The 23,313-nt window shown below is 53.9% G+C and carries 26 protein-coding genes; 10 read left to right on the top strand and 16 right to left on the bottom strand.

Going from position 1 to position 23,313, the window contains the following annotated elements; translation table 11 throughout:
- Window positions 1–31 precede the first annotated feature (31 nt).
- Window positions 32–985: a sensor histidine kinase gene (locus AC1931_RS07735; protein WP_483876672.1), complete on the top strand. Its 954-nt coding sequence runs from the start codon at window positions 32–34 to the stop codon at window positions 983–985.
- Window positions 982–1,686 carry a response regulator transcription factor gene (locus AC1931_RS07730; RefSeq protein ID WP_483876671.1) on the top strand — a complete coding sequence of 235 codons (705 nt, stop codon included), beginning with the start codon at window positions 982–984 and terminating at the stop codon, window positions 1,684–1,686. The genes AC1931_RS07735 and AC1931_RS07730 overlap by 4 nt, the downstream gene beginning before the upstream one ends.
- A 9-nt stretch (window positions 1,687–1,695) precedes the next feature.
- Here the strand turns inward: AC1931_RS07730 and gspN are convergent, their stop codons facing one another.
- The 13 genes from gspN to AC1931_RS07665 form a co-directional block, all read right to left on the bottom strand.
- The gene (gene gspN / locus AC1931_RS07725; protein ID WP_483876670.1) at window positions 1,696–2,574 is read right to left on the bottom strand and encodes a type II secretion system protein GspN; all 879 of its coding nucleotides are present in this window, start codon (window positions 2,572–2,574) and stop codon (window positions 1,696–1,698) included.
- Window positions 2,571–3,089, bottom strand: a complete 519-nt coding sequence (gspM, locus tag AC1931_RS07720; RefSeq protein WP_483876669.1) for a type II secretion system protein GspM — start codon at window positions 3,087–3,089, stop codon at window positions 2,571–2,573. The genes gspN and gspM overlap by 4 nt, the downstream gene beginning before the upstream one ends.
- Entirely contained in the window at window positions 3,086–4,468 is a 1,383-nt protein-coding gene (gspL, locus tag AC1931_RS07715) for a type II secretion system protein GspL (protein WP_483876668.1), read from the bottom strand. Before gspL ends, gspM begins: the two co-directional genes overlap by 4 nt.
- A gap of 3 nt (window positions 4,469–4,471) precedes the next feature.
- A complete protein-coding gene (gene gspK, locus AC1931_RS07710; protein ID WP_483876667.1) occupies window positions 4,472–5,419 on the bottom strand; it encodes a type II secretion system minor pseudopilin GspK in 948 nt (315 codons plus the stop codon).
- Window positions 5,416–6,006, bottom strand: a complete 591-nt coding sequence (locus tag AC1931_RS07705) for a type II secretion system protein GspJ (RefSeq protein WP_483876666.1) — start codon at window positions 6,004–6,006, stop codon at window positions 5,416–5,418. Before AC1931_RS07705 ends, gspK begins: the two co-directional genes overlap by 4 nt.
- Window positions 6,007–6,008: 2 nt before the next feature.
- Window positions 6,009–6,401, bottom strand: coding sequence for a type IV pilus modification PilV family protein (locus AC1931_RS07700; protein WP_483876665.1), 393 nt, complete (start codon window positions 6,399–6,401; stop codon window positions 6,009–6,011).
- Window positions 6,373–6,894 carry a prepilin-type N-terminal cleavage/methylation domain-containing protein gene (locus tag AC1931_RS07695; RefSeq protein WP_483876664.1) on the bottom strand — a complete coding sequence of 174 codons (522 nt, stop codon included), beginning with the start codon at window positions 6,892–6,894 and terminating at the stop codon, window positions 6,373–6,375. The genes AC1931_RS07700 and AC1931_RS07695 overlap by 29 nt, the downstream gene beginning before the upstream one ends.
- The gene (gene gspG / locus AC1931_RS07690; protein WP_483876663.1) at window positions 6,863–7,300 is read right to left on the bottom strand and encodes a type II secretion system major pseudopilin GspG; all 438 of its coding nucleotides are present in this window, start codon (window positions 7,298–7,300) and stop codon (window positions 6,863–6,865) included. Before gspG ends, AC1931_RS07695 begins: the two co-directional genes overlap by 32 nt.
- A gap of 13 nt (window positions 7,301–7,313) precedes the next feature.
- The gene (locus AC1931_RS07685; protein WP_483876662.1) at window positions 7,314–8,525 is read right to left on the bottom strand and encodes a type II secretion system F family protein; all 1,212 of its coding nucleotides are present in this window, start codon (window positions 8,523–8,525) and stop codon (window positions 7,314–7,316) included.
- 3 nt (window positions 8,526–8,528) lie between these two features.
- Window positions 8,529–10,229: a type II secretion system ATPase GspE gene (gspE, locus tag AC1931_RS07680; RefSeq protein ID WP_483876661.1), complete on the bottom strand. Its 1,701-nt coding sequence runs from the start codon at window positions 10,227–10,229 to the stop codon at window positions 8,529–8,531.
- Between the two features lie 4 nt (window positions 10,230–10,233).
- On the bottom strand, window positions 10,234–12,255 hold the full coding sequence (gene gspD / locus AC1931_RS07675; protein ID WP_483876660.1) for a type II secretion system secretin GspD: 2,022 nt from the start codon (window positions 12,253–12,255) through the stop codon (window positions 10,234–10,236).
- Between the two features lie 10 nt (window positions 12,256–12,265).
- Complete coding sequence (gspC, locus tag AC1931_RS07670; RefSeq protein WP_483876659.1) at window positions 12,266–13,159, bottom strand: type II secretion system protein GspC; 894 nt, start codon at window positions 13,157–13,159, stop codon at window positions 12,266–12,268.
- Between the two features lie 148 nt (window positions 13,160–13,307).
- Window positions 13,308–13,895, bottom strand: a complete 588-nt coding sequence (locus AC1931_RS07665) for a rubredoxin-like domain-containing protein (protein WP_483876658.1) — start codon at window positions 13,893–13,895, stop codon at window positions 13,308–13,310.
- Window positions 13,896–14,046: 151 nt separating this feature from the next.
- Between AC1931_RS07665 and AC1931_RS07660 the strand changes: the two genes are divergently transcribed.
- Window positions 14,047–15,036: an NAD(P)H-quinone oxidoreductase gene (locus tag AC1931_RS07660; protein ID WP_483876657.1), complete on the top strand. Its 990-nt coding sequence runs from the start codon at window positions 14,047–14,049 to the stop codon at window positions 15,034–15,036.
- 56 nt (window positions 15,037–15,092) lie between these two features.
- On the top strand, window positions 15,093–15,665 hold the full coding sequence (locus tag AC1931_RS07655; protein ID WP_483876656.1) for an NUDIX domain-containing protein: 573 nt from the start codon (window positions 15,093–15,095) through the stop codon (window positions 15,663–15,665).
- A 31-nt stretch (window positions 15,666–15,696) separates the two neighbouring features.
- Here the strand turns inward: AC1931_RS07655 and AC1931_RS07650 are convergent, their stop codons facing one another.
- Entirely contained in the window at window positions 15,697–15,939 is a 243-nt protein-coding gene (locus AC1931_RS07650; protein WP_483876655.1) for a CDGSH iron-sulfur domain-containing protein, read from the bottom strand.
- A 20-nt stretch (window positions 15,940–15,959) separates the two neighbouring features.
- Complete coding sequence (locus AC1931_RS07645; protein WP_483876654.1) at window positions 15,960–16,535, bottom strand: flavodoxin family protein; 576 nt, start codon at window positions 16,533–16,535, stop codon at window positions 15,960–15,962.
- A gap of 24 nt (window positions 16,536–16,559) precedes the next feature.
- On the opposite strand from AC1931_RS07645, the gene AC1931_RS07640 reads away from it, so the two are divergent.
- A complete protein-coding gene (locus tag AC1931_RS07640) occupies window positions 16,560–17,069 on the top strand; it encodes a shikimate kinase (protein WP_483876653.1) in 510 nt (169 codons plus the stop codon).
- A 92-nt stretch (window positions 17,070–17,161) separates the two neighbouring features.
- On the opposite strand, the gene AC1931_RS07635 is transcribed toward AC1931_RS07640, so the two are convergent.
- Window positions 17,162–17,599: a CBS domain-containing protein gene (locus AC1931_RS07635; RefSeq protein ID WP_483876652.1), complete on the bottom strand. Its 438-nt coding sequence runs from the start codon at window positions 17,597–17,599 to the stop codon at window positions 17,162–17,164.
- Window positions 17,600–17,788: 189 nt separating this feature from the next.
- Here AC1931_RS07635 and AC1931_RS07630 point away from each other — a divergent pair, with 189 nt between their 5' ends.
- The 5 genes from AC1931_RS07630 (at window position 17,789) to extKL (ending at window position 23,256) form a co-directional block, all read left to right on the top strand.
- Window positions 17,789–18,442 carry a hypothetical protein gene (locus tag AC1931_RS07630; protein ID WP_483876651.1) on the top strand — a complete coding sequence of 218 codons (654 nt, stop codon included), beginning with the start codon at window positions 17,789–17,791 and terminating at the stop codon, window positions 18,440–18,442.
- Between the two features lie 543 nt (window positions 18,443–18,985).
- On the top strand, window positions 18,986–20,230 hold the full coding sequence (extH, locus tag AC1931_RS07625; protein ID WP_483876650.1) for a selenite/tellurite reduction operon rhodanese-like protein ExtH: 1,245 nt from the start codon (window positions 18,986–18,988) through the stop codon (window positions 20,228–20,230).
- 78 nt (window positions 20,231–20,308) lie between these two features.
- Entirely contained in the window at window positions 20,309–21,496 is a 1,188-nt protein-coding gene (gene extI, locus AC1931_RS07620; protein WP_483876649.1) for a selenite/tellurite reduction operon porin ExtI, read from the top strand.
- A 71-nt stretch (window positions 21,497–21,567) separates the two neighbouring features.
- Window positions 21,568–21,798, top strand: a complete 231-nt coding sequence (gene extJ, locus AC1931_RS07615) for a selenite/tellurite reduction operon protein ExtJ (protein WP_483876648.1) — start codon at window positions 21,568–21,570, stop codon at window positions 21,796–21,798.
- A 165-nt stretch (window positions 21,799–21,963) separates the two neighbouring features.
- Complete coding sequence (gene extKL, locus AC1931_RS07610; protein ID WP_483876932.1) at window positions 21,964–23,256, top strand: multiheme c-type cytochrome (seleno)protein ExtKL; 1,293 nt, start codon at window positions 21,964–21,966, stop codon at window positions 23,254–23,256.
- Window positions 23,257–23,313: the final 57 nt, after the last annotated feature.

The raw sequence follows: 23,313 nt of genomic DNA, 5'->3' as shown, positions 1-23,313 counted from the left end.
TGTCTGGTCGGGTAAAGGTTTGGATAATGCCATGAAACTGTTCCGCCGCTTGTTTCATCCACTGATCACCTTTATCAGCATTCAGATCCTCTGGATCATGGTGCTGGTTTTCTGGATCTACTGGTTTCTTGGGCGCCATCGTCAGCTTAAAGATCTGGCCATTGAGTACCAGGCCGAATGGTTACCACAAACAACCGACTGGCTGATTCTGGCTGAAGGGATTGTCCTGCTGGTTGCTATCCTGGTTGGGGTCTATGTCATTTTTATTTATTGGCGTAAGCAAACCACTCTCTATAAGGCTCAACAACGCTTTGTCAGTCAGGTTACCCACGAACTCAAATCACCCCTGGCTTCATTACAATTGCACCTTGACACCATCCAGATGCGCCCCCCTAACCAGGAACAGCTCAATCAGTTTGTCAACTTGATGCAAAAAGACTGCGGTCGCCTCGATGCCATGATCAACAACCTGCTCAATGCCAGCCGCATGCAGCACAAGGATTCGCTGCTTAACCTGCAGCGCGGCAACCTGTCACAAATGATCGAATCCTACCTGCGCAACAAACGTCCGGCGCTGCCCCCCGCCACCGATCTGGACTGGACTATTGAGCCTGGACTGATGGCCAGCTTCGATCTCGACGCCATGGAAACAGTACTGCGTAATCTGATTGAAAATGCCACCCTTTACAGCGAAGGCCCGGCGCGCATCCGGGTTGAAATGAAACGTAATGCCGGCATGGCTCATCTCATCGTTCGAGATTCCGGATGCGGTATTCCTCCGGCCATGCGCAAGAAGATTTTCAAGATGTTTTACCGGATCAGACATCCCGGCAAAAGTATTCGCGGCAGCGGACTGGGACTGTTCATCGTTCACAATATCATCAAACTGCATAATGGGCGGATCTGGCTGGACACCGCGACCCAAGAAAAGGGAAGCACATTTCATCTCCTTATCCCTCTCAACAGCGCAAGGCAGCCAGCATGAGCGACCAAGTCCCCCTGCTCCTGGTCGAAGATGAGCCCCATCTCGCCCACGGACTGACTTACAATCTCAAAGCTGAAGGATATCTGGTGACCCATGTCACCACCGGCGAAGAAGCCCTTCAACTCCTGCAACACACACCTTATGCCCTGGTGATTCTTGACCTGACCCTGCCGGGAATGGACGGGCTTAAGGTGTGTGATCAGCTACGCGAAAGCGGCGACCCCGTGCCGATATTAATGCTGACTGCCCGCAACTCACAGCAGGATCGCATTGCCGGTCTGAGTACCGGGGCAGATGATTATCTGACCAAGCCGTTTCATCTGAAAGAATTCCTGCTGCGGGTTGCCAGCCTGCTACGCCGCGGGCACTGGCCACCGCCTGAAAAAAAACTGCCAACCTATCAATTTGGCAGTAATTTCATCGATCCGGATAGCCGGAAGGCAACAACCACGCAAGGGATCATCCAGCTGACCGAACTGGAGCTGAAGATGCTGATGCTGTTTATCGAGAACGAGGGGAAGATCCTGGCAAGGGGAGAGCTGCTCAAACAGGTATGGGGAGTTTCTCCAACGACCGAAACCCGGACGCTGGATAACTTTGTGGTGCGCTTGCGCAAATATTTTGAAGACGATCCGACCAAGCCCCGCTACTTTAAAACCGTACGCGGACGCGGCTATCGTTTTGTTAAAAACCCGCGTTGAGAAAAAATGTCAGCGCACTATCGGGCGTGCTGCAGTGCCGCCAATTTGCATGGTATAGCTCCCATCAGGGCCGGGACGCACACCGGTCAGCATCAACAGATCACGGATATTTTCCGGTGTCTGCCGCGTTGGATGCAAGCGCACATTAAGATTGAGTCGGGTCTGTTCCGGCGTTGCGCCAACAGACAGGGTACCGCCCCCACTGAGTTCGAGAACACCACCGGTTGCAACCAGTTGTTCAACCGTCACCCGCGACTCGCTGAAATTCCCATTCAACTGTAACAGTCCCATTGGCACCTCCGACGGCAAACCAATACGTTCGAGACCAAACAGTACGATGTCGCTTATATCAGCACTGAAACGACCCTCACCTTGTCCCGGCTGCGCCAACAGGTTTTCTCCCTGGAAGAGCAGATTAAGAGCGCCGTCCAGGCGATAGGGCGAGTTCTGTTCCTGCAGTTCGAGCAGGGTCACGTTTTCCAGGTTGACATTGACATTACCATTACGCCAGAAACGGGCGTTAATATCTCCCTGGGCCAAAGACCCTTTCAGATGAACCGCCTGGTTGAGGGTCAATAAAGATGTCCACAGGGGAGTCAAACGCAGACGATCAATCTTCAGCGGGGTCATCCCCGGCTGATCGGGGTAAACGGTCAAGTCAAATTCAAGCCCCAGCGACATGAGCATCGACGCCCGGTCACCGTGCATGCGGATTCCGGTTTCATTGGAAATCTCCCGCACCAGCCGCTGCTGCAATACATCGGCCGGGAAAAACACCCAGAAAGAGAAAAAGCTGCTGACGCAGAACAGCACCAGGCAGAGGGCAAACAGCCGTAAGTTAGTCCCCAGAACCCGACCTGACAATACTCGACCAAGGAAATTTTTCATGCCCGCTCCAACGACATCAGGACCAGATTGACATCCAAACGTGAACGATCATCAAAGCGTGGACGAACTCGCAGTGAGCGCACCTGAATCCCATGGCTGCGGTGTTCAGCCGCATGCAGAAAACCAACCAGCTGACTCAAGGTGACCCGTTCAAGACGAATTTCAACCGTCTGTTGACGGAAACCATCCTGGACAGAATCAGGCTGTGGGCGCATGGAGAGCAGCTGATCGCGCACCCCCATCTGCTTGGTCAGATTTTCGACCTGGGAAAAAAGGGGGCGGCCGGAGCGCTGCTGCGACTCGATTTCTGCCAGCTGGCGGCGCAACTGCTCGATCTCCTGCCCAAGGGTTGCCACCTGCTCTAGATTGCGCCGTTGCCCCTCGATGCTCCGCTCAAGACCCTGCATCCTGTTCATATAGGGATTCAGCAGAACCAGCCAGACCAGGATTCCTGCCAGAATCAGGGTCCCCGCCAGCAGTATGATGCGCTCGCGTTCGTCAAGTCGGTTGATCATCTCGGCCTCCCACTGGCGCTGGCAAGACGCATCTCAAAATCGACCCGCACATTATCCGCCGCCAGCCGTGCATTAGTGATGGTCACCTCCCGGAACAGTGGCCGGGCACCTAACACCTCCGCAATCTGATTGACCGCATCAAAAGATTCCGCAGAACCCGAAATCCTAGTTTCTTCGGCACTATAGTTGAAATCCTGCAGTTCAACCCGCAACTCCGTGCTGATGGCGTCGGACAATTCACGCAGCACCGCGACTGCTCCACGCCCATCAAGACCGAGCATCTGCACATCGGCCTGCAACTGCTGACGGAGGCTCTCCATCTGTAGAGGGATATCAACAATGGCACCTGCGGGGACAACCTGCCTGAAAATACGGTTGAGTTGCGCCGCCAATTCGGCTTCCTCTGCTGATTTCTGAAGATAACTCAGATGCATAGTCAATGCTCCACCAAGGAGCACCAGACTCAGCAGCACTGCAGCTACGATCAACTTGGGCCGCATCATCTGGAGCTGACCGCGGGCGGTAAATTCGCCTTGCCGGAAGTTGAGTTGGCCGCTTTTCTTGCTGCGCAGCTCTGCCAGCGCCAGCAACGCTGCTGGTGCCATCTCACGCGAAAGATCGGAGCCAAACACCTCCGGCACAAGCGGTAGAATCGTACGTCCGGAATCTTCGAGAAATTGATTCAGCTGGTCCGTTACGCCGGCACCCATGACCCACAAAGGCAGTTCATCTTGCTCCAGGACGTATTCAAGCTGACTAACTTGCTGACTGATAAAATCGTACAGCTCATCGTCACGCAGCTCAGTAGTGCCGGGCAACAAGCGATAATCTTCCACTTTGCCGGCGACGATCAGGGCAACAACCACCTCAACCCGGCGACAATAAATCAGCACTCCATCCTGTTCCGCCAGAGCCGGTAACAGGGCAAAGGGAAACATATCGATCCGCCCGGGATTTTGTTCAGGGTCAGGAAAATGCTCGAGCAGATCGGAAATTTCCAGTTGATTGACAACCACCGCATCTACTTCATAGTCGTTATCACAGGGGCGCGGCGGCAGGTAGGAAACCAGCTTTTCCTCCAGCGAAACCGGCAACTGCGCGGACAGAGCCAGAGGCAGCGCAGCCTCGATCTTGCGTTTTTCACGAAATGGAAAGCGCAACCGCCGAAACAGACCGACGCGCGCCGGCAGGGCGGTGACCACCCGATCAGTCATGGTGGTCTTGCCGGCAAGAATCTCCGTGAGTGCAGCACGGGATTCCTCAGGGGAACCGTACCCGCGCCGCTCAAGATCGACCTTGATCTTGCCCGCAACTATCTGCAGCACAGCAACCCGTACCTCAGCACCCTCCAGATCTATACCGATAAAACGTTTTGACATAATTTATTCCATCTTTAAACTCAGCAGGAGGTTTCCCTGTTTGGCAACGATGGCGTGAGCACGCCGACTGCCTTGATTGACCCGCCCCAGACTGTCAACCTGATACACTTCACCCTGAACCGTTACCGACCCTTGTGTCCATGCTGTTGACCAGCGCGGGCCGATTCCTTCAACCTGGCCCAGCTCAGCCAGTTCGCGAAAAGCGGAACCCTCTCGGTACTGGGTCAGCACATCGATGTCCAGCCGGTCAAAAATTATTGCCACATTCCCCGCTGCTGCCGAGTGTTGCCAGGCCAGCAAAACTTCGCGCGGGGCGGTATTGATATTGATCGGTTCGTCCCCGACAACCCGGATAAAAGGACGCAAGGCGGTTACGGTTTCTTGATCAAAACCGCGCACCAGGTGCAATTCGTCCAGCGCTGTCAGCTTAGCTCCACGGCGGCTGTAGGGCGGCGTCTGACGATTATAATAGGCATCATCGGCTGTCACCACCGCCATATCCGCATAAAACCAGTTGACCAGAGCATCGGCCAGGGATCGTGCCGCAGTTGAATCAATCTGCAGAACCTCTTCACACAATGCGACAAAACGGTGAAAGCCGGGTAACGGATTACCTCGTTCATCGGCGACAAAATTGATATTCATTCGGCCGCTCAAGTCCTCAATCTTCAGACTGACATCACCATCCCCCACCGGAATGCCGGCCAGGGGTTCCCCCCAGAACTCAGAAGAATGATCAAAGTTATTGCGGTCTTCCTGCAAAATGATACGTGCGGCTTCAACCCCGCCACGGGCAATATAATAGGCCTTTGAACGATCACGAAAGGTCTCCACCGAACGTAAATCAACCAGCGTTGAAAAGGAAAACTCGATCAACAGCGCACTGAGCAGCGCCACGATGGCCAGAACAATCAGCAGCGCCATCCCCTTGTCATTTGCCACCGGGTTCATCCGCGCCCTCCGGATAATACGAAACTACTGCGGAAAGGAACCGTGCCGCCGGGTGTGGAGTCAACTTCAAACTGAAATTCGATCATCTGCGGAGGTTGACTGCGGGCCCAGCTGTCGTGCCACTGACCTGCTCCATAATAGCGGATATCAAACGTCTTCAGACCTGAGATAAACACCAGCGGCTCGGATGCTGCCAGATTGGCGAGCAGCATTTCCTCGCTGCGATAGAGAGAATAGCCTTCCTCCTCTTCCCGCAATTCGTAACGCACCCGCGACAAACCACCGCGTTGGCGCTGCAGGGGCGACACCAGTTCGGTATTAAACTCCAGATAGGCCGTTCCCTGAACCGTGGTTCCCCCCTCAAGCACAGAGCGGCTGCCCAACGCGGTCATGCGCATACTACTGAGTTCACCACCCACCCGATCAAAAAAAATCCGGGCCTGGTGATAAAGAATCCCCTCGCCTTCCAAGCGATCACGTGCCGCACTGACGGCACCAAACACCCCGTAAATGCTGCTGAGCAGGAGCCCCCCGATCATCACCGCGATGACCACTTCAATCAGGGTAAAACCGGAAGTTCGCTGCATCGTCAAGAACCTCCGGCAGCAACAAAGGAAATCAGCTCCACCTGTTGATTGGGCTGGGCCTGCCCCCAGCTGACCTGCACATGGATCTGCCGCACCTGGGGGATCATGGTATCTTCATAGTAAATCCGCCAGCTGAAATCGGCAAAAGGCTCTTCGAAAACCCCTTCCTGCTCCTCATCAACGGCGCCGACACCAACGACCTGAACTTCCTGCTCACTCATCAACTGCTGTGCCAGCAGGGTTGCACGGGTCAATTTCTGAATGCGCTCATGCACCAGTACCGTTCGATTTGACAGGCCCAGCAGGGTAACTAGGGCGATTGCAACAATGGCCAGAGCAATCATCACCTCAAGCAGGGTAAAGCCGTCAGCGCATTGTGTTCTCTGCTTCTTCAATCCGTGTCGTTCCCGTTAAAGGCGAAAAAATCAACTCTATATCTCTGCCATCGGCGTGACGTACATACAGGCGCGTCTGCTCCATCCAACCTAACGGAAAAATCCGCACAGTAACCTGACCGGAACGGAAGCTTCCCTGGCCCTCAACCTCAAGCTGCCGCAGGGTCAAGGGTGCCAGTTCGATCTCGCGCCGGAAAGGTTCTTTTTCCACCCGATCCGCAGCGACACGACGCAGACGATAAGCTTGAATGGTATGGCGATCAAGGTCGAACTCCAGCTGATGCTCGTCACTGGTCAAAGTCGCTTCGTTATAAAGCTCCTTCACCGTACCAACGATACGGCGCAGGGTGGTGCGTTCATCAGTGCCGAGGCGATTAAACAACAGCGGCACACTGATGGTCCCGATCAGCGCCAGGATGACCATGACAACAATCAGCTCAACCAGGGTAAAACCCTGACTTTTACTCGAGATTCCAGTTGGCAATGTCGGCATTGTCACCCTCTCCGCCCGGCTGCCCATCGGCTCCATAAGAGAGCAGGTCATAATCGCCGTGAACACCGGGAGACAGGAACACGTAGGGGTTGCCCCAGGGGTCATCGGGTATCCGCCGGATATAGCCGCCATCCTTGTAACGGGCAGGAATACGGCCGATGGTTGGCGGATTTACCAGAGCCTGCAATCCCTGCTCGGTCGCCGGGTAATAGCCATTATCGAGGCGAAACATCCCCAGGGCCTCCTCAAGGCTGCGAATCTGGGTTGCCGCCGAGGTGCGTCGTGCCCGCTCAGGCTCATCCAGCAGACGCGGTACGACAATCGCCGCCAGAATGCCCAGGATCACCACGACCACCATAATTTCAATCAGGGTAAATCCCCGCTGGCTGTACCTGAAATCTTTCATTTTTTTCTCCTTGCTAACCCATCCCCTGGCTGGCCTGAAAAATCGGCAACAATACCGCCAGGACAATAAAACCAACAACACCCCCCATGAAGATGATCATCAGGGGTTCAAGCAATGCCATCAGACCATTTAGTTTGGTCTGCACCTGGTGTTCGTAGATATCGGCGACACGAAACAGCAGCCCCTCCAGCTCACCGCTACGCTCTCCGACTGCCGCCATTTGCGCCAGCATCGGCGGAAAAGCTCCGGTTTCCCGCAACGGCACGGCCAGGCCGGCACCTTGCGTCACCTTTTCGCGCACCTCAGCCACGGCCTGCTGAAGGAAATTGTTTCCCAGCAGTCGCTCGACAATCTGCAGCGTCGGCAACAAAGGAACACCGCTGCGCAGCAGGGTGGCGGTTGTCCGCGCAAAACGGGCGGTAGCTTTATTCAGAGCCAAAGAACCGATCAGCGGCAGGTCGAATTTTTTACGGTCAAACCACAGCCGCCCGCGGCTGGTCAGAGAATAGCGATGCCCGACCCAGACAATCAGCGCAATGCCAAGAATCAACAGCCACCAATAGCCGGTTAAAAACTCTGTAAACCCCATCAGCAACCTGGTCGGCAATGGGAGTACCTGTTCCAGATCTTCAAGCATGCGGGTAATTTTCGGCACTACGAAAGTCATCAAAAAAACCAGCACCCCGGTCCCTACCAGAAACATCAGGATCGGATAGGTCATGGCCGCTTTGAGCTGAGAATTAAAACGTGACTGCTCATCCATGAAATCTGCCAGTTGCATCAGCACCTTATCAAGGGTACCGCTGGCCTCGCCAACCTGTACCATGCTGACATACAGCGGCAGAAAGACCCGGGAATGTGCCCCGAGAGCGCCATGCAACGAACTCCCCTGCAGCACCTCATCGCGTACCCGCGAAAGCACCGAACCCAGTTCCCCCCGGGCCTGCTGCTCGGCCACCGCCGCCAGGGCATCGGCCAAAGGCATGCCGGCACTGAGCATGACCGACAGCTGACGGGTAGCGACACCAAGATCGAGCACCGTCACTCGCCGGAACAAACCTCTATGGACAGCACCGGCAGCAACCTCCCGGGCACCCTTGAGCTTAGTGGGAAACAACCCCTGATCGCGCAGCTTGCGGCTGGCGGCACTGGCGCTTAAAGCCTCAACAACGCCCCGCCTGGTTTTGCCATTGGCATCCAGAGCATTGTACTCAAACAGCGCCACGACCTAGATCTCCTCCTGGGTAACGCGCAACACTTCTTCGACGGTTGTCTGACCCGCCAGCACCTTATCCAGCCCCGCCAGGCGTAACGGACGCATTCCGTCTTTCTGAGCCTGTTTGCGGATGGTGGCGGCATCGGAATTGGTAGTCACCAGTGCGCGGATAGCATCTGTTACTTCAAGCATTTCATAGAGCCCGGTACGCCCCAGATAGCCGACCTCCATACAGTGACTGCAGCCACGGCCACGAAAAAAAACAGCTTCCTTCGGAACAGCTTGACCTTCGAAGAGCTGAGCCAGAACCTTTTCATCGGGGTGATAACTGACACGGCAGTGAGGACAAATGGTTCGCACCAACCGCTGCGCCATAACGCCCAGCAGGGCTGAAGCCGCAAGAAACGGCTCGACCCCCATTTCAACCAGGCGCGCCAATGCTCCAGCCGAATCGTTGGTATGCAGGGTCGAAAACACCAGGTGCCCGGTCAGTGCCGCCTGAACGGCAATTTTTGCGGTTTCACTGTCGCGGATCTCGCCAACCATGATGACGTCCGGATCCTGGCGCAGAATCGACCGCAACCCTTGAGCAAAGGTCAGGTTGATCTTGGGATTAACCTGGATCTGGCCAACCCCGGCCAGCTGGTATTCAATTGGATCTTCGACCGTAATAATATTCTGTTCACGCGAATTAATCGACGACAGGGCCGAGTAGAGAGTCGTTGTTTTACCTGCACCGGTCGGGCCGGTGACCAGAAAAATACCGTGATTTTTGTGAATCATCTTTTGAATCTGAGGCAACATCCGCGCATCAATACCAATCTGCTCAAGACCCAGCACCCCGGAGCTCTTATCAAGCAGGCGTAGCACCACCCGCTCGCCAAAAGCGGTCGGCAGCGTTGATACGCGAATATCAACATCCTTGCCGGCAATACGCACAGACAAACGACCATCCTGGGGCAGACGCTTTTCGGCGATATCCAGGTTTGCCATGATCTTGACCCGTGACACAATATTCGCCAAAGCACGATGGGGGGGGCGCTGTGATTCGTAGAGGATGCCATCGATACGGGTGCGGATCACGGCCTCTGACTCAAAGGGTTCAATATGAATATCACTGGCTCGCTGGCGGTAGGCCTGGGTCAGGAGCCCGTTGACAAAACGGATCACCGGTGCCTCATCGCTGGTATCCAGCAAATCGTCAACCTGCAGTCTGTCCTCTACCGCGATATCCCCGTGACTGATGTCCTCCATCATGCCCCCGCCACCGGACAGGGCTTCGTATCCCTGGTTGATAGCGCGCGTGATCCGTTCAGCAGAAGCGATCACCGGAACAATCCGACAGCCGGTCATCACCGACAGGTCATTAAGTACACGGTTATTGCTGGGGTCTGCCACCGCCAGGCGAATCGTCTGACCTTGAATATCGAGGGGAATGGCCAGATGTTCTTTGGCGTAACCAATGGGAATCGTGGTCAGAAGTTCGAGGGCGGTGGCGGTGATATTCGGCTCGGCAACAAAATCAACCCCACTCTGGCTGGCCAAAGCCTCGGCGAGCATGGCCTCAGTCACCTCACCCCTGGCCTTCAGAATTTCACCAAGGCGGGTGCGATTGCCCTCCTGTTCCTGCAGAGCCTCACGAATAATCTCTTCGGGAATCCCCTGATCGTTGATGAGAATTTCCCCGAGTTTGCGCCACTTCATCGGTCGCATGGGTCTAATTCTCCAGGGGTACGGCAAAATCCCCGATGGTTTTCATCTGCTGTTTTTCAAAAAACGCTTCGTTGCCGCCTTCAGAACGAAAAAGCTGCAGATCCTTGTGGGTATCCCGCGTCAGACTACCTAAATCTTCGCTATCGTTAATAACGCGTGGCGTAATAAAAATCAGCAGACTGCGCTTTTCCTCACGATCAGAGGTCGATTTGAATAACCAGCCAAGAACCGGAATATCTCCCAATAAAGGGACCTTGGTGATATTTTTTGTAATCTGATTTCTGAACAACCCACCAAGCACAACCGTTTCACCATCACGAGCAACAATGGAATTACGCAGCAGGGTTTTGGTGAGGGTTGGACCGACATTGTCCTCCGTTCCAACACCGCCAACCTCTTTGACGCCGCTGATTTCCTGATGAATCTTCATCCGTACCAGCCCACCCGCGGTAATCTGCGGAGTAAATCTTAAGATAAGCGCGGCATCCTGGCGCTCAACAGCGCTGATAATATTTTCTCCACCGGTCGTAGATGAACGTGAGGTGATAATCGGTACATTCTCACCGACAATAATTTCCGCCTCCTCGTTATCTGAGGTCAGTAAGCGAGGGGCCGAAAGGACGTTGACATCATCATCCGTCTGCGACAAATTAATCAGTGCCGATATCGCCGGGATCGTGAAATCTACACCCCCGACGGAGTAAGAGATCGGGTTAAACAACCCACCAAGTAAAATCCCCTCAACTGCCTGGGTCAGAACACTCGTTGCGGGATCGACAATGCTGGGCCCTCCCAGGGGCATACCACTACCGACACTGATGATACTATCATCACCCAGATCGACCGCTCCCTGCAAAGCAGTGCCCAGTTCCAGCACAGCATTCATCGATAAGTCCATAATCAGGGCTTCGACAAACACCTGCTTGCGCTTGATGTCGAGCTGACCGATCAGGGACATGACATTCCTGAATTCATCCTGGGAGGCGTTGATGATAAGAGAATTGGTGGGTTTGTCGGCAGTGACCTTGACATCCTTGAACAGATCAGCCGCCTGTTGTTGTCCTTCTGCCGCTCGTGGGGCCGTTGGCGCCCTGGCCGCGCCGGCAATAATCTGGTTGATGGTTTCGGCCAGGGGTTCGGCTTCTGCATGCTCAAGATAATAGACATGCACCCCGGTAAACCCCGCCTCCACCTCAACATCCAGCTTGGCGATCAGCTCTTTAGCCTGATCGATAAACAGCTGCTCCCCCTGCAAGGCCAGGGTATTAGTCCGTTCGTAAGGGATAATCTGGCCGGCAACGCGCTTTTTACCTGTCTGGGCCTGACGCGCGGCACGACCGGCAGCTGCTGCAATGCTGTCATCTCCCTCGAGAATCTGCATGGTCAATGCGGCGACATCAGCAGCGACAGCAAATTTCAACGGCACCAGTTCAATTCGTTCGCTGTCCCAGGTTTTATCCAGAATAGTCAGCAGGCGGTTTAAACGTTCGATATTCTCCGCAGTGTCGCTGATTACAATCGTGTTGGTGGCCTGATGTGCAACCACATAGCTGGTGCGTGGCATCAACGGACGCAGCAGGGTTTCTACGGCAACGGTCGCATCAAGATGCTTCAAGCTGAGAATCCGGGTGACATGCTGATCACCTAGCCCACGCTGATTGGTAAGGGGGAGCGTTTCTTCCTTGGCAGCAGCCAGAGCGACAATCTTGTTAACCTCCCCGGCAGGAACGACGGTAAATCCCCTCACCCGCAGCACTGTCAAAAACAGTCGATACGCTTCATCAAGGGAGACCGGCTCCGGCGACAGAATACTGACCTTGCCGCGGACCGTTTCGTCATACAGAAAATTTTTGCCGGTCAACTCACTGATGGTGCTGATCATGTCGACCAGCTCAACATTTTGAAAGTCGAGAGTTATCATCATCTCGTCGGCCGCTGTCGCAATACCGCTACCCGGCAGGCACAGCAGAAAAATCACCAACCAGAAAACCAGCAGCTTTGCCGGAAAATATTTTATTCTCTCCACGTATCAGCTCCTAATCAAGACTGTATTCAAATGTCTGCGGTTGTCCGTTCCGGATCAACCCCAGGCTGATATTATTTGCCTCTCGTACCTGCTGAAAAATCTGTAACGCCTTCTCCGGGCTATCAAGTTTGACCTGATTAATTTCGACGACCACGTCACCAAGGCGCAAACCCAGTTGTTCAAGCAGGGAACCGCGCTGCATACCGACCAGACGGAATCCGGCAGTTTGCCCATTTTCCATGTGCGGAATCATCCGTGCTGACTGTAACAGGGCACCCATATTGCTGCGCGCGCTGTCAACCATCCCGCGATCAACACGAAAGCGCCCTTCGCCGAGGTCAACAACGCCACCTCGCGCCGCAGTTGGCGCCGGCGCAGCAGCAGTAGCCGGCCGTCGGCCGGTCGGTCGCGCTGGCTCTACCTGGTCCTCAACCAACAGCAGTTCACGGCGTTCGCCACGTTCAAGCACCACAATTTTTTTGCGCTCGATGGCGTCAACCGTCACCCCGGGGGCGATTTCAGCGCCCAGGCCATACACTTTGACCTCGCTGCCGGTGTTGATCAATGCCAGCGAATCATCACCGGCAACGACAGTCCCGAGCAGGGTGAGGTTTTCGCTGCGGACAGAAACCTGAGCCATATCACTTTCTGCTGCCACTTCCGGCACATCAGGCCTTACATACTCTGCACCGATGGCGGCTGCATCGAACAGGCTGCGGTTGATGATCACCTGCAGATCTTCCTCCTGCAGCTGACGCACCGCCAGCGTTTGCACCACTGCTGTCGGCTGGTATCCCTGCTCACCGCTGAACGACAAATGGATCAGGCGCCCGGCCAGCATACCGGCAACCAGACCCGCGGCCAGCGCCAATATCACCAGAACATAATTGAGGTATATCTGCAAATTAAAAGGCACTTTTTAACCTACTTGAATGCTCATATTCCAATCGGTTACTAAAAGATTGAAAAAACCTAAGGATAGTGATTCTACAACCATTTGATAAAATAAAAAATATTTATTTTTAATAAACTCAGAAGTCCCCCTTCCGCGCTTATTTCCTCCTGGTTGCGGACAGCATCCCTCCATAGTGACCAAGAAGGGTAACACATAACAGCATCAGCAGGTTCAGCAGCAGATAAAGGACAAGCGCTATACCGCCTTTTGTCACCAGATCCGGGTAGAGCCAGCGCCACGACAAGGTTAACGACGCAACCAGCAGCAAGGTCCAGGCCAGGCGGATTTTTCTGTTAACAATGACACTGCGAACTTTCCGGTGGGTTCTCCGCCACAACAAAAAACCGGAAAACATCGTCAGCGGCATACCGGCCACGGCCACCATCAGCAGGGAAAACGCGGCAAAATCGAGGGGCGGATAAGACCAGATAATAGCAAGAAGCAGAAACAAACAACAGGTGGGGATCAGGGCTGTCGGGAAATGGGCCGAAACAACGTGCGGAGCAAACGTCTCCCGCATCTGGCGTAACTCTTCTTTGAGCCCCGCGACAAGTGACCTGTTAGCGACAGCCGACTCGACCAGTTCGAACTTGTCTGCCGTGGCGTGGCACAAGGGGCAGAATTCCGGCGGGGAATGACCCTCGTGCAGATAGCCACAGACGCTGCAACGCCATGCTTTTGTCACAAAAAACCTGCCCTTGCGAGATTGGTAATTTGAATCCTGCCGCTAATCCTACTATACTGCAGGGTCGTTAATCCGCTTTATTTATCAATCTGGCATTATGTCTTAAACTGATATTGATTACTAATCATTTCAATCGGCAAAGGAGAGACACATGAAAGCAGTTCTTATCAAAGAGTTCGGCGCCCCGGAAGTCATGTCCGTCGGCGATCTGGATAAACCGCAACCCAAAGACAACGAAGTCCTCATCAAGGTCGTGGCCACCAGTATCAATCGCCCGGACCTGGTGCAGCGCGTCGGCAACTACCCGCCGCCTCCCGGAGATTCGGAAATCCTCGGCCTTGAGGTTGCCGGCACCGTCGCCGCGGTCGGTAGCGGCGTCACCAAATGGAGAGTCGGAGACCGGGTCATGAGCCTGGTCGGTGGTGGTGGTTATGCCGAATATGCCGTGGCCTACGCCAATCACCTGATGCCAATCCCTGACACCATGAGCTTTGAAGAGGCTGCCTGCGTCAATGAAAGCTACATTACCGCGTTTCTGAATGTCTTCATGATTGGTGGCCTCGAAGATGGACAGACCGCCATCCTGCATGGCGGCGGCGGCGGCGTCAATACTGCGGCGATCCAGCTGGCCAAAACCCTGACCCCCAATGCCAAACTGATTGTCACTGCCCATCCCTCAAAGATGGAACGGGTCAGGGAACTCGGCGCCGATCTGGTAATCGACTATACCACCACCCCTGACTTTAGCGATGCAGTGAAAGAGTTCACCGGCAAAAAAGGAGCAGACGTCATCCTCGATCACGTCGGTGCGCAATACCTCAAGCCCAACATGAACTCCCTTGCCTACAAGGGCCGACTGGTGGTCATCGGAGTAATCAGCGGCATCAAGGCAGAGCTCAATCTGGCATTAATGATGGTCAAGCGTCAACAGATTATCGGCTCGGTGCTGCGCAGCCGTCCGGTCTCGGAAAAAGGGGAAATTGTTGCCGAATTCACCCGCCGCGCGTTACCGAAGTTTGCCGATCGCAGCATTGTGCCGATTATCGAAAAGAGCTTCCCCATGGAGGAGGTTGTCGCCGCTCACACCATGATGGAAGAAGATAAACATTTCGGCAAAATTGTTTTGAAGATTTCCGAATAAACGGTTCCTGTAGGGGCACGGCGCGCCGTGCCCCTACACACAATAAAGAAATCATCATGCCATTCGACATCACCGATTTTCACACCGCCCCGCTGAATAAAGGGCAGTTCGTCAAACCGGTTCGTCTGCATTACCTGCAGAACGGTAATCAGCGCAGCTGGGAAGCCGTCAGGTGCCACGACAGTGTTGCCATCCTGCTGTATCACCGCGACAAGGACGCTTTTTTGCTGGTGAAACAATTCCGGCCGGCAGTGCACATGAACCACCCGGAGCATCTGTACACCTATGAACTCTGCGCCGGACTGGTCGACAAGGATGGACCCCTGGAGCAGATTGCCCGCGAGGAAATCGATGAGGAATGCGGCTACGCCGTACCGCTGGAAAAAATCGGCAAAATCAGCTCATTCTTCACCAATGTCGGCGTCAGCGGCAACAAGCAGCATCTGTATTACGCTGAAATCGACGACAGCATGAAAGTCCATCATGGCGGCGGAATCCACACTGAAGAGATCCTGCTCGAATACATCCCCTGCAAAGACGCCAGAACTTTTATCTACGACGAAAGCAAAGCCAAGACCCCGGGGCTGATCTTTGCCTTTTACTGGTTCTGGGAGCAGCAGCCGGGTTAACTCTGCCACAGCGAAAAAAGAACCGTTTCCATCAAGGAAGGGCAACCCCGCACGACCCGTCACAATGAGGCTGATTGGCGGTTTTTCCGCAGGTACACAAGTAGACCCGCTCGCGCTCGGTGATCGCAAAACGGATCGGAATCTTTTCCCCGGCCTGATGGTGACCATCGCAGAAAGGCAGACTGTCCGATTTCCCGCAGGTACAGCGAAAATAGATGCCGGGCTCCAGGGTGATAGCAATCGGCATGGCCTGATCGTCTTCTGATTTATTCATGTCATTCCTCCTTATGTTCCTTAACCACAAACCTTATCCATCAGCCAGGCCATATTTTCCCCCAGCCGACGCATGGTATCCATGCCTTCCGTGTCGTTTGCGACCTCACCGGGATTGCGCCCATAGGCGATATTCCAGTAGCTTGAGCCGGGAACGATCACCTCGTTGATGAGAAAATAATTCTGCAAGGTCTGCAGCGCGTGCATCGAGCCGCCGCGGCGCACCGCCACCACTCCGGCACCAACCTTGCGGCGCAGCAGGTGACCGTTGGCACGACAGACAAAGCCGCTGCGATCGATAAACGCTTTCATTTCCGCGGTAACATCGGCAAAATAGGTCGGTGAACCGAGGACGATGCCATCGGCTGTATAGATCTTCTGGAGAATGTCGTTGAGCGGGTCTGAGTCGATAACACAGCGACGGTTCTTGTTCTCAACGCATTTCATACAGGCTGTGCAGCCATGCAACCGCGATCCAGCCAACTGGATGATCCGGGTATTGATTCCCGCTTCTTCAAGGGGTTCACAAACAGTTTTCAACAATAGATTAGTGTTGCCCTGTGGTCGCGGGCTACCGTTAATAGCGATCAGATTCATGGGATCTCCTGTAGGATAAAAATAATGAACAAAAATATTGTACTGATCGGCATGCCCGGCGCGGGAAAAAGCACCGTCGGCGTCATCCTCGCCAAACGCCTCGGCTTCGATTTTATCGACACCGACCTGTTGATTCAGTCTCACTGCGGGATGCGGCTGCAGCAGATCATCGATACCCAAGGGTTACCGCGTTTCCGTGAAATCGAAGAACAGACCTTGATCGCTCTCGATACCCAAAACAGCGTCATTGCTACCGGCGGCTCGGTGATCTACTGCCCCAGGGGGATGGCGGCCCTGGCGGCCCAAGGGCTTTTCGTTTATCTGCAGGTGCCATTAACCGACCTTGAACAGCGCCTTGCCGATATGGGCCAGCGCGGTCTGGTAATGCACAAAGGGCAAACCCTTGCCCATCTTTACCAACAGCGCGTGCCCCTCTACGAAAAGTACGCCCAGCTGACCCAGGATTGCACCGACCTCAACCCTGAACAGGTTGCCGGGGCGCTCGAAACAGTATTAAGAGCATCAAAAACTTAACGGACCGATCAACCTTGATTGAGGCAAACGGCTCAGCAAAAAACGCGTTATTGACAGGCAAGGCCGCAGGAGGTGATTTTTTGCGACGCCGTTTAACCCCCGGATTTGATGTAGTGGGTCAACTGCTGGATCAAAAACTCTTTATCGGCAATCGCCGCCTTAACCAGGTCGCCGATCGATACGAGACCCTGCAGCGAACCGTCGACCACCACCGGCAAATGACGAAAACGCTTTTCTGTTATCAACGCCATGCATTCATCGACAGTCTGCTCGGGGACAACACAGGTAACCTTCGAGGTCATGACATCTTTCACCAATAACGGCAACCCCGAAGCCTGCTTTTGCGCAACAATACGAATAACATCGCGCTCTGAAAAAATACCGGCAAGCTTGTTGGACTCATCCACCACGACAATGGCGCCGATACCAGCTTCAACCAGACACTTCAACGCCTCCAGTACGGTCTTATCCTGTTGAATCGTGATAACCCGTTTGCCTTTTTCGGCCAGAATATCTTTAACTGTTTTCATACTCTTCCTCCAGATCACACAAAGGGAATCTTATAGTGTGGCACGTACAATACCAATATGAACAAAAAGAGCAGGCAAAAACAAGAAATTTGAGCTACAGTCCTGTCATGTTGACAGAACGGACATCAACTTCACGCCAAACCGAATCGGCATGGCTCGACAATGCACACCACCAGAAGGATTTTTTCCATGAGAATTTTCGCCTCAGGCCTGATCATCCTTTTCATCCTTTCCGGCTGCAGCACCCTGCAAACCAATGTCCGCAGCAACATCGACTGGACACGTTACCGTCATGTCGAAGTTTCCGTCACTGAGCCGGATCGTTGGGAGCTGCGGCCTCTGGTTGCCGAACAATTGGCAGGATGGGGCCTGGTGCCGGTCGAACACAATCAGCAGACTGCCGACCTGTCAGCAACCCTTGAAGTCACTGAAGGCACCGGCATTGCAGAAACCGGTGAAGAGACTACCTGGCCCAAAACCTTGCTGCTACGTCTTTATGATCGTTCCAGCGGTGCTGAGCTGGCACGTAGCCGCTACCAACTGGCACCGACCCAGAATCCGAAGCATGGGCTTGCCCTGATGGTGAAGGATCTGCGCAAACAAGCCGGCAAAGCCATGACGACCACACCGCAACCAACCGATCAGCACACCGCAATTGCCCCGGTTCAGACAACACCAGCCCCCGCCACAGATTCCATCGCTCCGACAAAGCCCTCTTCGCCGATGGCAACCCCCGGCCACAACGAACCCGGCGAACCGGAATCAACCAACTCCGACTGGGTCCCCCGTTTCAAAGGGTGGCAGTCCTGGGGGAACGACACAACATCAGGGGAAACCTACTGAAGCCTAATTGACCTGCTAGCTCAGGTTCAGGGGCTGCAAAACAGATGGTTTTACTCGTAAATGAGCAGTCTCACCACCGCTTTCTCTATGCCCTTTTTCAAACACAATATATGCCTATTTGAATAATAAAAAGTTTTAAGAATATACTGCTTTTTCATTGACTGCGGGCACCTGACCCTGATACCTTATCGGCGAATTTAGACCCTGCATAATATATCGATAGCGCCCGACATCCAGTCGGTTTCAACTTTTTTACATAAATGGGTTTGCATATTGAAGATCGCCAGGGGAAAGTATCGCCGCAACAATGATCGAATATTCATTCAGAGACAGTATGTGTTTCCATTTTGATCAGCTGTCCTACTCCAGGCTCCAAGAGGAAATGGCCCGTAACACCGGTTTTTCAGATAGAATGGCTACAACCCAAAGCGATGTTTCGATAGATGGTTCCTGTCGAAATTTAAAAAACAGCGAAGAGTTCTCCCTGTCACAGCATAAATAAGAGGCTCTTCACCAACCTGCACTTTTTGCAAAGGAGGTAACATGAGTAAAATGTTCACTTGGATGAAGCAGAGCAAGCTCTCCCTGCTTCTGGCCCTGATTCTCGCAGTCGGCCTGTTGGTTGGCGGTTGCGGCGGCGGATCGGACAGCTACGACGACCATACAATCCAGCGCGCCACCAAAACGGCAACTCCCCTGATCAGCGTCGACAAGCTTAAAAGCTGGATCGATGCCGGTTTGGTGAACTCAGGCTATATGGCTGACAACGTTGTCGTCCTTCATATCGGTAATCAGGCCGATGCCAAAATCCCCGGAGCACACTACTGGCTGACGAATGAAATCAGACAGACCCGGATCGAAGGGCTTGCCGAGAAGAGTGCCATGGTATCGACGGGCGAGACAATGGACGAGGTACTGCAGCGCAGTGGCGTCAATGAGTTGTCAACCATCGTTGTCAGTGCCCCCAGAAGCTATGAAGCTACATTGGCTTACTTTACCCTGCGTTACTGGGGATTCCCAAAAGAGAAAATCAAAGTTGTTGACGGCTTTAATCCCGCTTGGGACGTAGCCTATGGCCTGACGACCGACTTCCCAGATGAAGTCGTGGGTAACACCTTCAGCGTCAAAAGCAACGGTACACTTCAAGCCGACCTGCGTTATTCCATCGGCGAGATTATTGAAGCGGTGGACACCAACGTTGCCAATGTCGCTGCAAGCACCGACATCGCCTACAACATTCTCCCCAACGGCCCCAGCTTCTATGTCCTCTCTACATCCATTCGTGACACCCTCGGCGACCCGATTGCCGGTCAATCTGCATACTTCACGCCCGAAGGACTCTTTAAGTCGCCGGCAGAAATCCAGGCAGTTCTGGACACCTACGATGGTTTTAACAGTGACCTGCCGATTATCACCCATTGTGGTTCCGGTCTCTCCTGCACCCCGATTTTCTTCGCCCTCGATGCCATCATGGGCCTGAATATCGGTGTATGGGACGGTTCCTCCGGACAATGGGCTCAATATCGTGGTGATGCGGCTGGTGGCGATATAACTATTGACGACGATTGGAACGTGAATTTACTCGGACGCTCGCTTGCTCCGGCCGCCGCCAATACGTCATCGATCATTCCATTCTTGAACCTTGAGTATCAGATCTTTAACGACGTAACAGCTCCTGAATTCAACCAGATTGAAACCCAGGATGCAGAGTATATGTCCGACGACGACGGGGCCTCAGGCGGCGGATCAGCACCGGCACCTGGTGATGATGTCATCACTCCATGTTGATATCGGACAACAACGCCAAGAATTCATCATTGATGCTTACATAGAGTGATAGAACTTTTCCTAAAAAGGAGTACAAGAATGGCACAATTCAAGAAAACAAGCCTGCTCTGTGCAATCGTTGCAGGGCTGTGCCTCATCGCAAGTTCCGCGATAGCCGGCCCGGTGTGGACCTTCGGCCCTGACGATCAGGGATTGATGAAGCTGGATTATAAAGGCCAGTTCCAATTCAACATGCGTGACAACGGTTCCGGCGAGGACGGCGACGACAGCACCAACGAGTTCAACTTCCGCCGCAACCGCCTGGCGTTGATGGGCGCCTATGGCCAGAACTTCAGCCTGTATGTGCAGACCGAGTTTACTGAAGACAACAATATTACGGCATTTAACGTCACCGACGGCAGCGGATCCGACTTCCAGTTTCTCGATGCAGTCTTTCGTTTCCAACACAGCTCGGCTGTCAACGTCTGGGTAGGTAAATTCAAGTACAACCTGACCCGTGAAAACCTGGAATCCTGTGAAGAGCCGCTGACCCTTGATCGCTCCGTTCTGCTGCGCGCTCCATTGGCCAGCGAAGGAACCCGCGACAAAGGTGTTGCTGTCTGGGGCAACCTTTTTAACGACATGTTCCAGTATCGTCTTGATGTCATGAATGGTCGCAACGACTCAGCTTCCGCCCCCGAATCCAACTTCCGTTACACTGCCCGTGCTCACGTTTCACTGCTGGACCCGGAAACCGGCTATGGCTATCGCGGAACCTACATGGGGGAGCGCAAGGTCCTGACCATCGGAGCTGCCTACCAGTTTGAAAATGATGTCGCTTATTCTGACACTGTCAGCGGTGATGCAGTTGATTACAGCGCCTGGACGGTTGATGTGTTCTTCGAGTATCCCATTGAAGATATCGGTACCTTTACCGTATCCGGTGCCTATGTTGATTACGACCTGGACGATGCCTACCAGGGCGCCAACCCGGAAGCCGGTGTTATCGGACTTGCCGGTGAGAAGAACGGTGGCTATATCAAGGCCGGCTATATGTTGCCCAACCTGCCCCTGCAGTTCTTTGCCCGGGCTGAAAACTGGTCGTTTGCCAACCTTGACAATTGTATCGACCAGGAAGTCGACTGGACCGGCGTTGGTTTCAACTATTATTTCCGCGGCCAGGACCTGAAACTGACCATGGAGTACAGTCAGGTTGACTATGACGAGGAAATCGCCGGCGTGGAAGACTTTAAAACCTTCACCACCCAGCTGCAGGTTGTCTTTTAATTCTAACTAACCCGCGGCCTGTAGACCGTTAGGCCTGCAGGCCGTTTTTTGCACAACGAAAGGAGAAACACATGAGCAAGAAAATCATTGTTACCCTGATGGCTTTGATGCTTGCCCTGGCTGGTACCGCTATCGCAGCTGAGCTGTACGGAACCGTCAAGGAAGTCAAAGGCAAAACCGTCACCATCGAAATCGACAAAGGCAAAGCCTCTGATCTGTCTGAAGGCGACAAAGTCGAACTCGAATCCAAAGATGGAAAAAAAGCCCCTAAAAAAGGTGGTGGCATGCTGATGGGCTGCTAAGCTCTGACAGCACTTATGCGGGGTTGTTGCGGCTAACGCCGCTCAGCCCCGCTTTTTTATCTATTTTAATCTATCTGATTGTTTGATCATTCCATTGCACACATTAAGGAAAGGACATCACTGCCCATGCTGACCAAAAAGAGTTACTTCAGCTTTTTGTCATGCATGGCATCACTGCTCGTCATGGGTGTGTTGTTGGCTCTGCCGGTTACCGGCCAGGCTGCCGGAATCGGCAAAGACGGCACCATCGCCGCTGTTAAAGGCAAAGCCACCACCCTGGATGAACTGATTGCCATGTATGATTCCTCCTCATGCTATGACTGCCATGGGGACAAACACGAAGAGTGGTCCCAGTCGGTCCATTCCCGTTCAGTGTACGGTACCGGCCGCACCGCCGCCACCTTCCGCACCGCCTTTATCAACGGCTTCATGGACTGGGCCTACTCCGGTGTTGAATCTCCTGAAGATGTTGAAGTCGAACACCTGATGGGCTGCGCCAAGTGTCACCTGCCGCAACTCGCCGATGCCACCGATGCCGTCGCCAAGGAGCTGGTCGCCACCGTCTTTGACTGGATGGACGCCTACCAGAACGACGACATGGAGACCTTCGAGAAGCATCAGGAAACCCTGTTGCAGCTCAATATCAACTGCCTGGTCTGCCACAACCGTATGGCCATCACCCACAAGTGGACCGATGGTTATCCCCAGGACGGCAGCGTCTATGGGTTCAGTGAAGGCTTCCATCCGGATGATCACTTCACCGAGATGAAGGTCAGCCCGATCATGGACGCCTCGATTCTCTGTGGTCAGTGTCATGGCTTAGGTCCCAACCTGGAGCTCGACAACCCGACCCAGTGTGCCACCGCCTACGGCAGCTACCTGTGGTCCTACATCGCCAACGGTGGTGATAAAACCTGCCAGCAATGCCACATGGAAGAGAGCGGTCTGGGTCATAACATCCAGAGCTACCGTTCCCAGACCATGGCTGACAAGGCCGTAGACTGGAAAGTCAAGGTTCGCCCCATGGTCTGGCGTAATGCCCGCAGTGTTCACCCCAAAGTCATGATTGATGTTGCCCTGACCAATAATGCCGGTCACGGCATCCCCGATGGCTGACCGACCCCCAACCGACTGGTTCTGTCGGTAAGTGCAACAGATGAAGATGGGGATGAGGTTTATGCTGATGAAAAGCTTTACATGCCGGTGCCTGAACGATTCGCTCGCGGCAAGGTGATGGGCCGCGGTCCTTATGAGAAGAGCGGCATGGTGGCCGATACCGCCCTGCATCCGCTCAAGACCGCCAAAGAGCACTTTGAAATTACACTCCCTGCGGACGACGATGTTGAAGAAAGAACCTTGGATCTGAAGGTTCAGCTGTGGTACCTGCCTTATGGTACCATGGATTCCGACCCCTTCCTGTGGAAGGAATATACGGAAACCGTCACCATCAAACTGTAGCTTTATCACAAGCAAACAGAACATCCGGGTCGGCAGTTCCTCTATGGAGTTGCCGGC

The sequence above is a fragment of the Pelovirga sp. C15f genome (genome assembly GCF_057178085.1).
The sequence above is the reverse complement of the archived record's forward strand: the minus strand, read 5'-3'. Positions and strand labels throughout refer to the sequence as shown.

What these genes read in the sequence shown, in the direction of transcription:
- AC1931_RS07705 (WP_483876666.1), bottom strand. Translation starts at nt 6,006, where the DNA reads ATGCAGCGAACTTCCGGTTTTACCCTGATTGAAGTGGTCATCGCGGTG.
- gspN (WP_483876670.1), bottom strand. Translation starts at nt 2,574, where the DNA reads ATGAAAAATTTCCTTGGTCGAGTATTGTCAGGTCGGGTTCTGGGGACT.
- AC1931_RS07635 (WP_483876652.1), bottom strand. Translation starts at nt 17,599, where the DNA reads ATGAAAACAGTTAAAGATATTCTGGCCGAAAAAGGCAAACGGGTTATC.
- AC1931_RS07650 (WP_483876655.1), bottom strand. Translation starts at nt 15,939, where the DNA reads ATGAATAAATCAGAAGACGATCAGGCCATGCCGATTGCTATCACCCTG.
- AC1931_RS07640 (WP_483876653.1), top strand. Translation starts at nt 16,560, where the DNA reads ATGAACAAAAATATTGTACTGATCGGCATGCCCGGCGCGGGAAAAAGC.
- gspL (WP_483876668.1), bottom strand. Translation starts at nt 4,468, where the DNA reads ATGTCAAAACGTTTTATCGGTATAGATCTGGAGGGTGCTGAGGTACGG.
- extH (WP_483876650.1), top strand. Translation starts at nt 18,986, where the DNA reads ATGAGTAAAATGTTCACTTGGATGAAGCAGAGCAAGCTCTCCCTGCTT.
- AC1931_RS07630 (WP_483876651.1), top strand. Translation starts at nt 17,789, where the DNA reads ATGAGAATTTTCGCCTCAGGCCTGATCATCCTTTTCATCCTTTCCGGC.
- AC1931_RS07660 (WP_483876657.1), top strand. Translation starts at nt 14,047, where the DNA reads ATGAAAGCAGTTCTTATCAAAGAGTTCGGCGCCCCGGAAGTCATGTCC.
- AC1931_RS07645 (WP_483876654.1), bottom strand. Translation starts at nt 16,535, where the DNA reads ATGAATCTGATCGCTATTAACGGTAGCCCGCGACCACAGGGCAACACT.
- gspG (WP_483876663.1), bottom strand. Translation starts at nt 7,300, where the DNA reads ATGAAAGATTTCAGGTACAGCCAGCGGGGATTTACCCTGATTGAAATT.
- gspK (WP_483876667.1), bottom strand. Translation starts at nt 5,419, where the DNA reads ATGAACCCGGTGGCAAATGACAAGGGGATGGCGCTGCTGATTGTTCTG.
- AC1931_RS07730 (WP_483876671.1), top strand. Translation starts at nt 982, where the DNA reads ATGAGCGACCAAGTCCCCCTGCTCCTGGTCGAAGATGAGCCCCATCTC.
- AC1931_RS07735 (WP_483876672.1), top strand. Translation starts at nt 32, where the DNA reads ATGAAACTGTTCCGCCGCTTGTTTCATCCACTGATCACCTTTATCAGC.
- AC1931_RS07655 (WP_483876656.1), top strand. Translation starts at nt 15,093, where the DNA reads ATGCCATTCGACATCACCGATTTTCACACCGCCCCGCTGAATAAAGGG.
- extJ (WP_483876648.1), top strand. Translation starts at nt 21,568, where the DNA reads ATGAGCAAGAAAATCATTGTTACCCTGATGGCTTTGATGCTTGCCCTG.
- gspE (WP_483876661.1), bottom strand. Translation starts at nt 10,229, where the DNA reads ATGCGACCGATGAAGTGGCGCAAACTCGGGGAAATTCTCATCAACGAT.
- extI (WP_483876649.1), top strand. Translation starts at nt 20,309, where the DNA reads ATGGCACAATTCAAGAAAACAAGCCTGCTCTGTGCAATCGTTGCAGGG.
- AC1931_RS07695 (WP_483876664.1), bottom strand. Translation starts at nt 6,894, where the DNA reads ATGCCGACATTGCCAACTGGAATCTCGAGTAAAAGTCAGGGTTTTACC.
- gspM (WP_483876669.1), bottom strand. Translation starts at nt 3,089, where the DNA reads ATGATCAACCGACTTGACGAACGCGAGCGCATCATACTGCTGGCGGGG.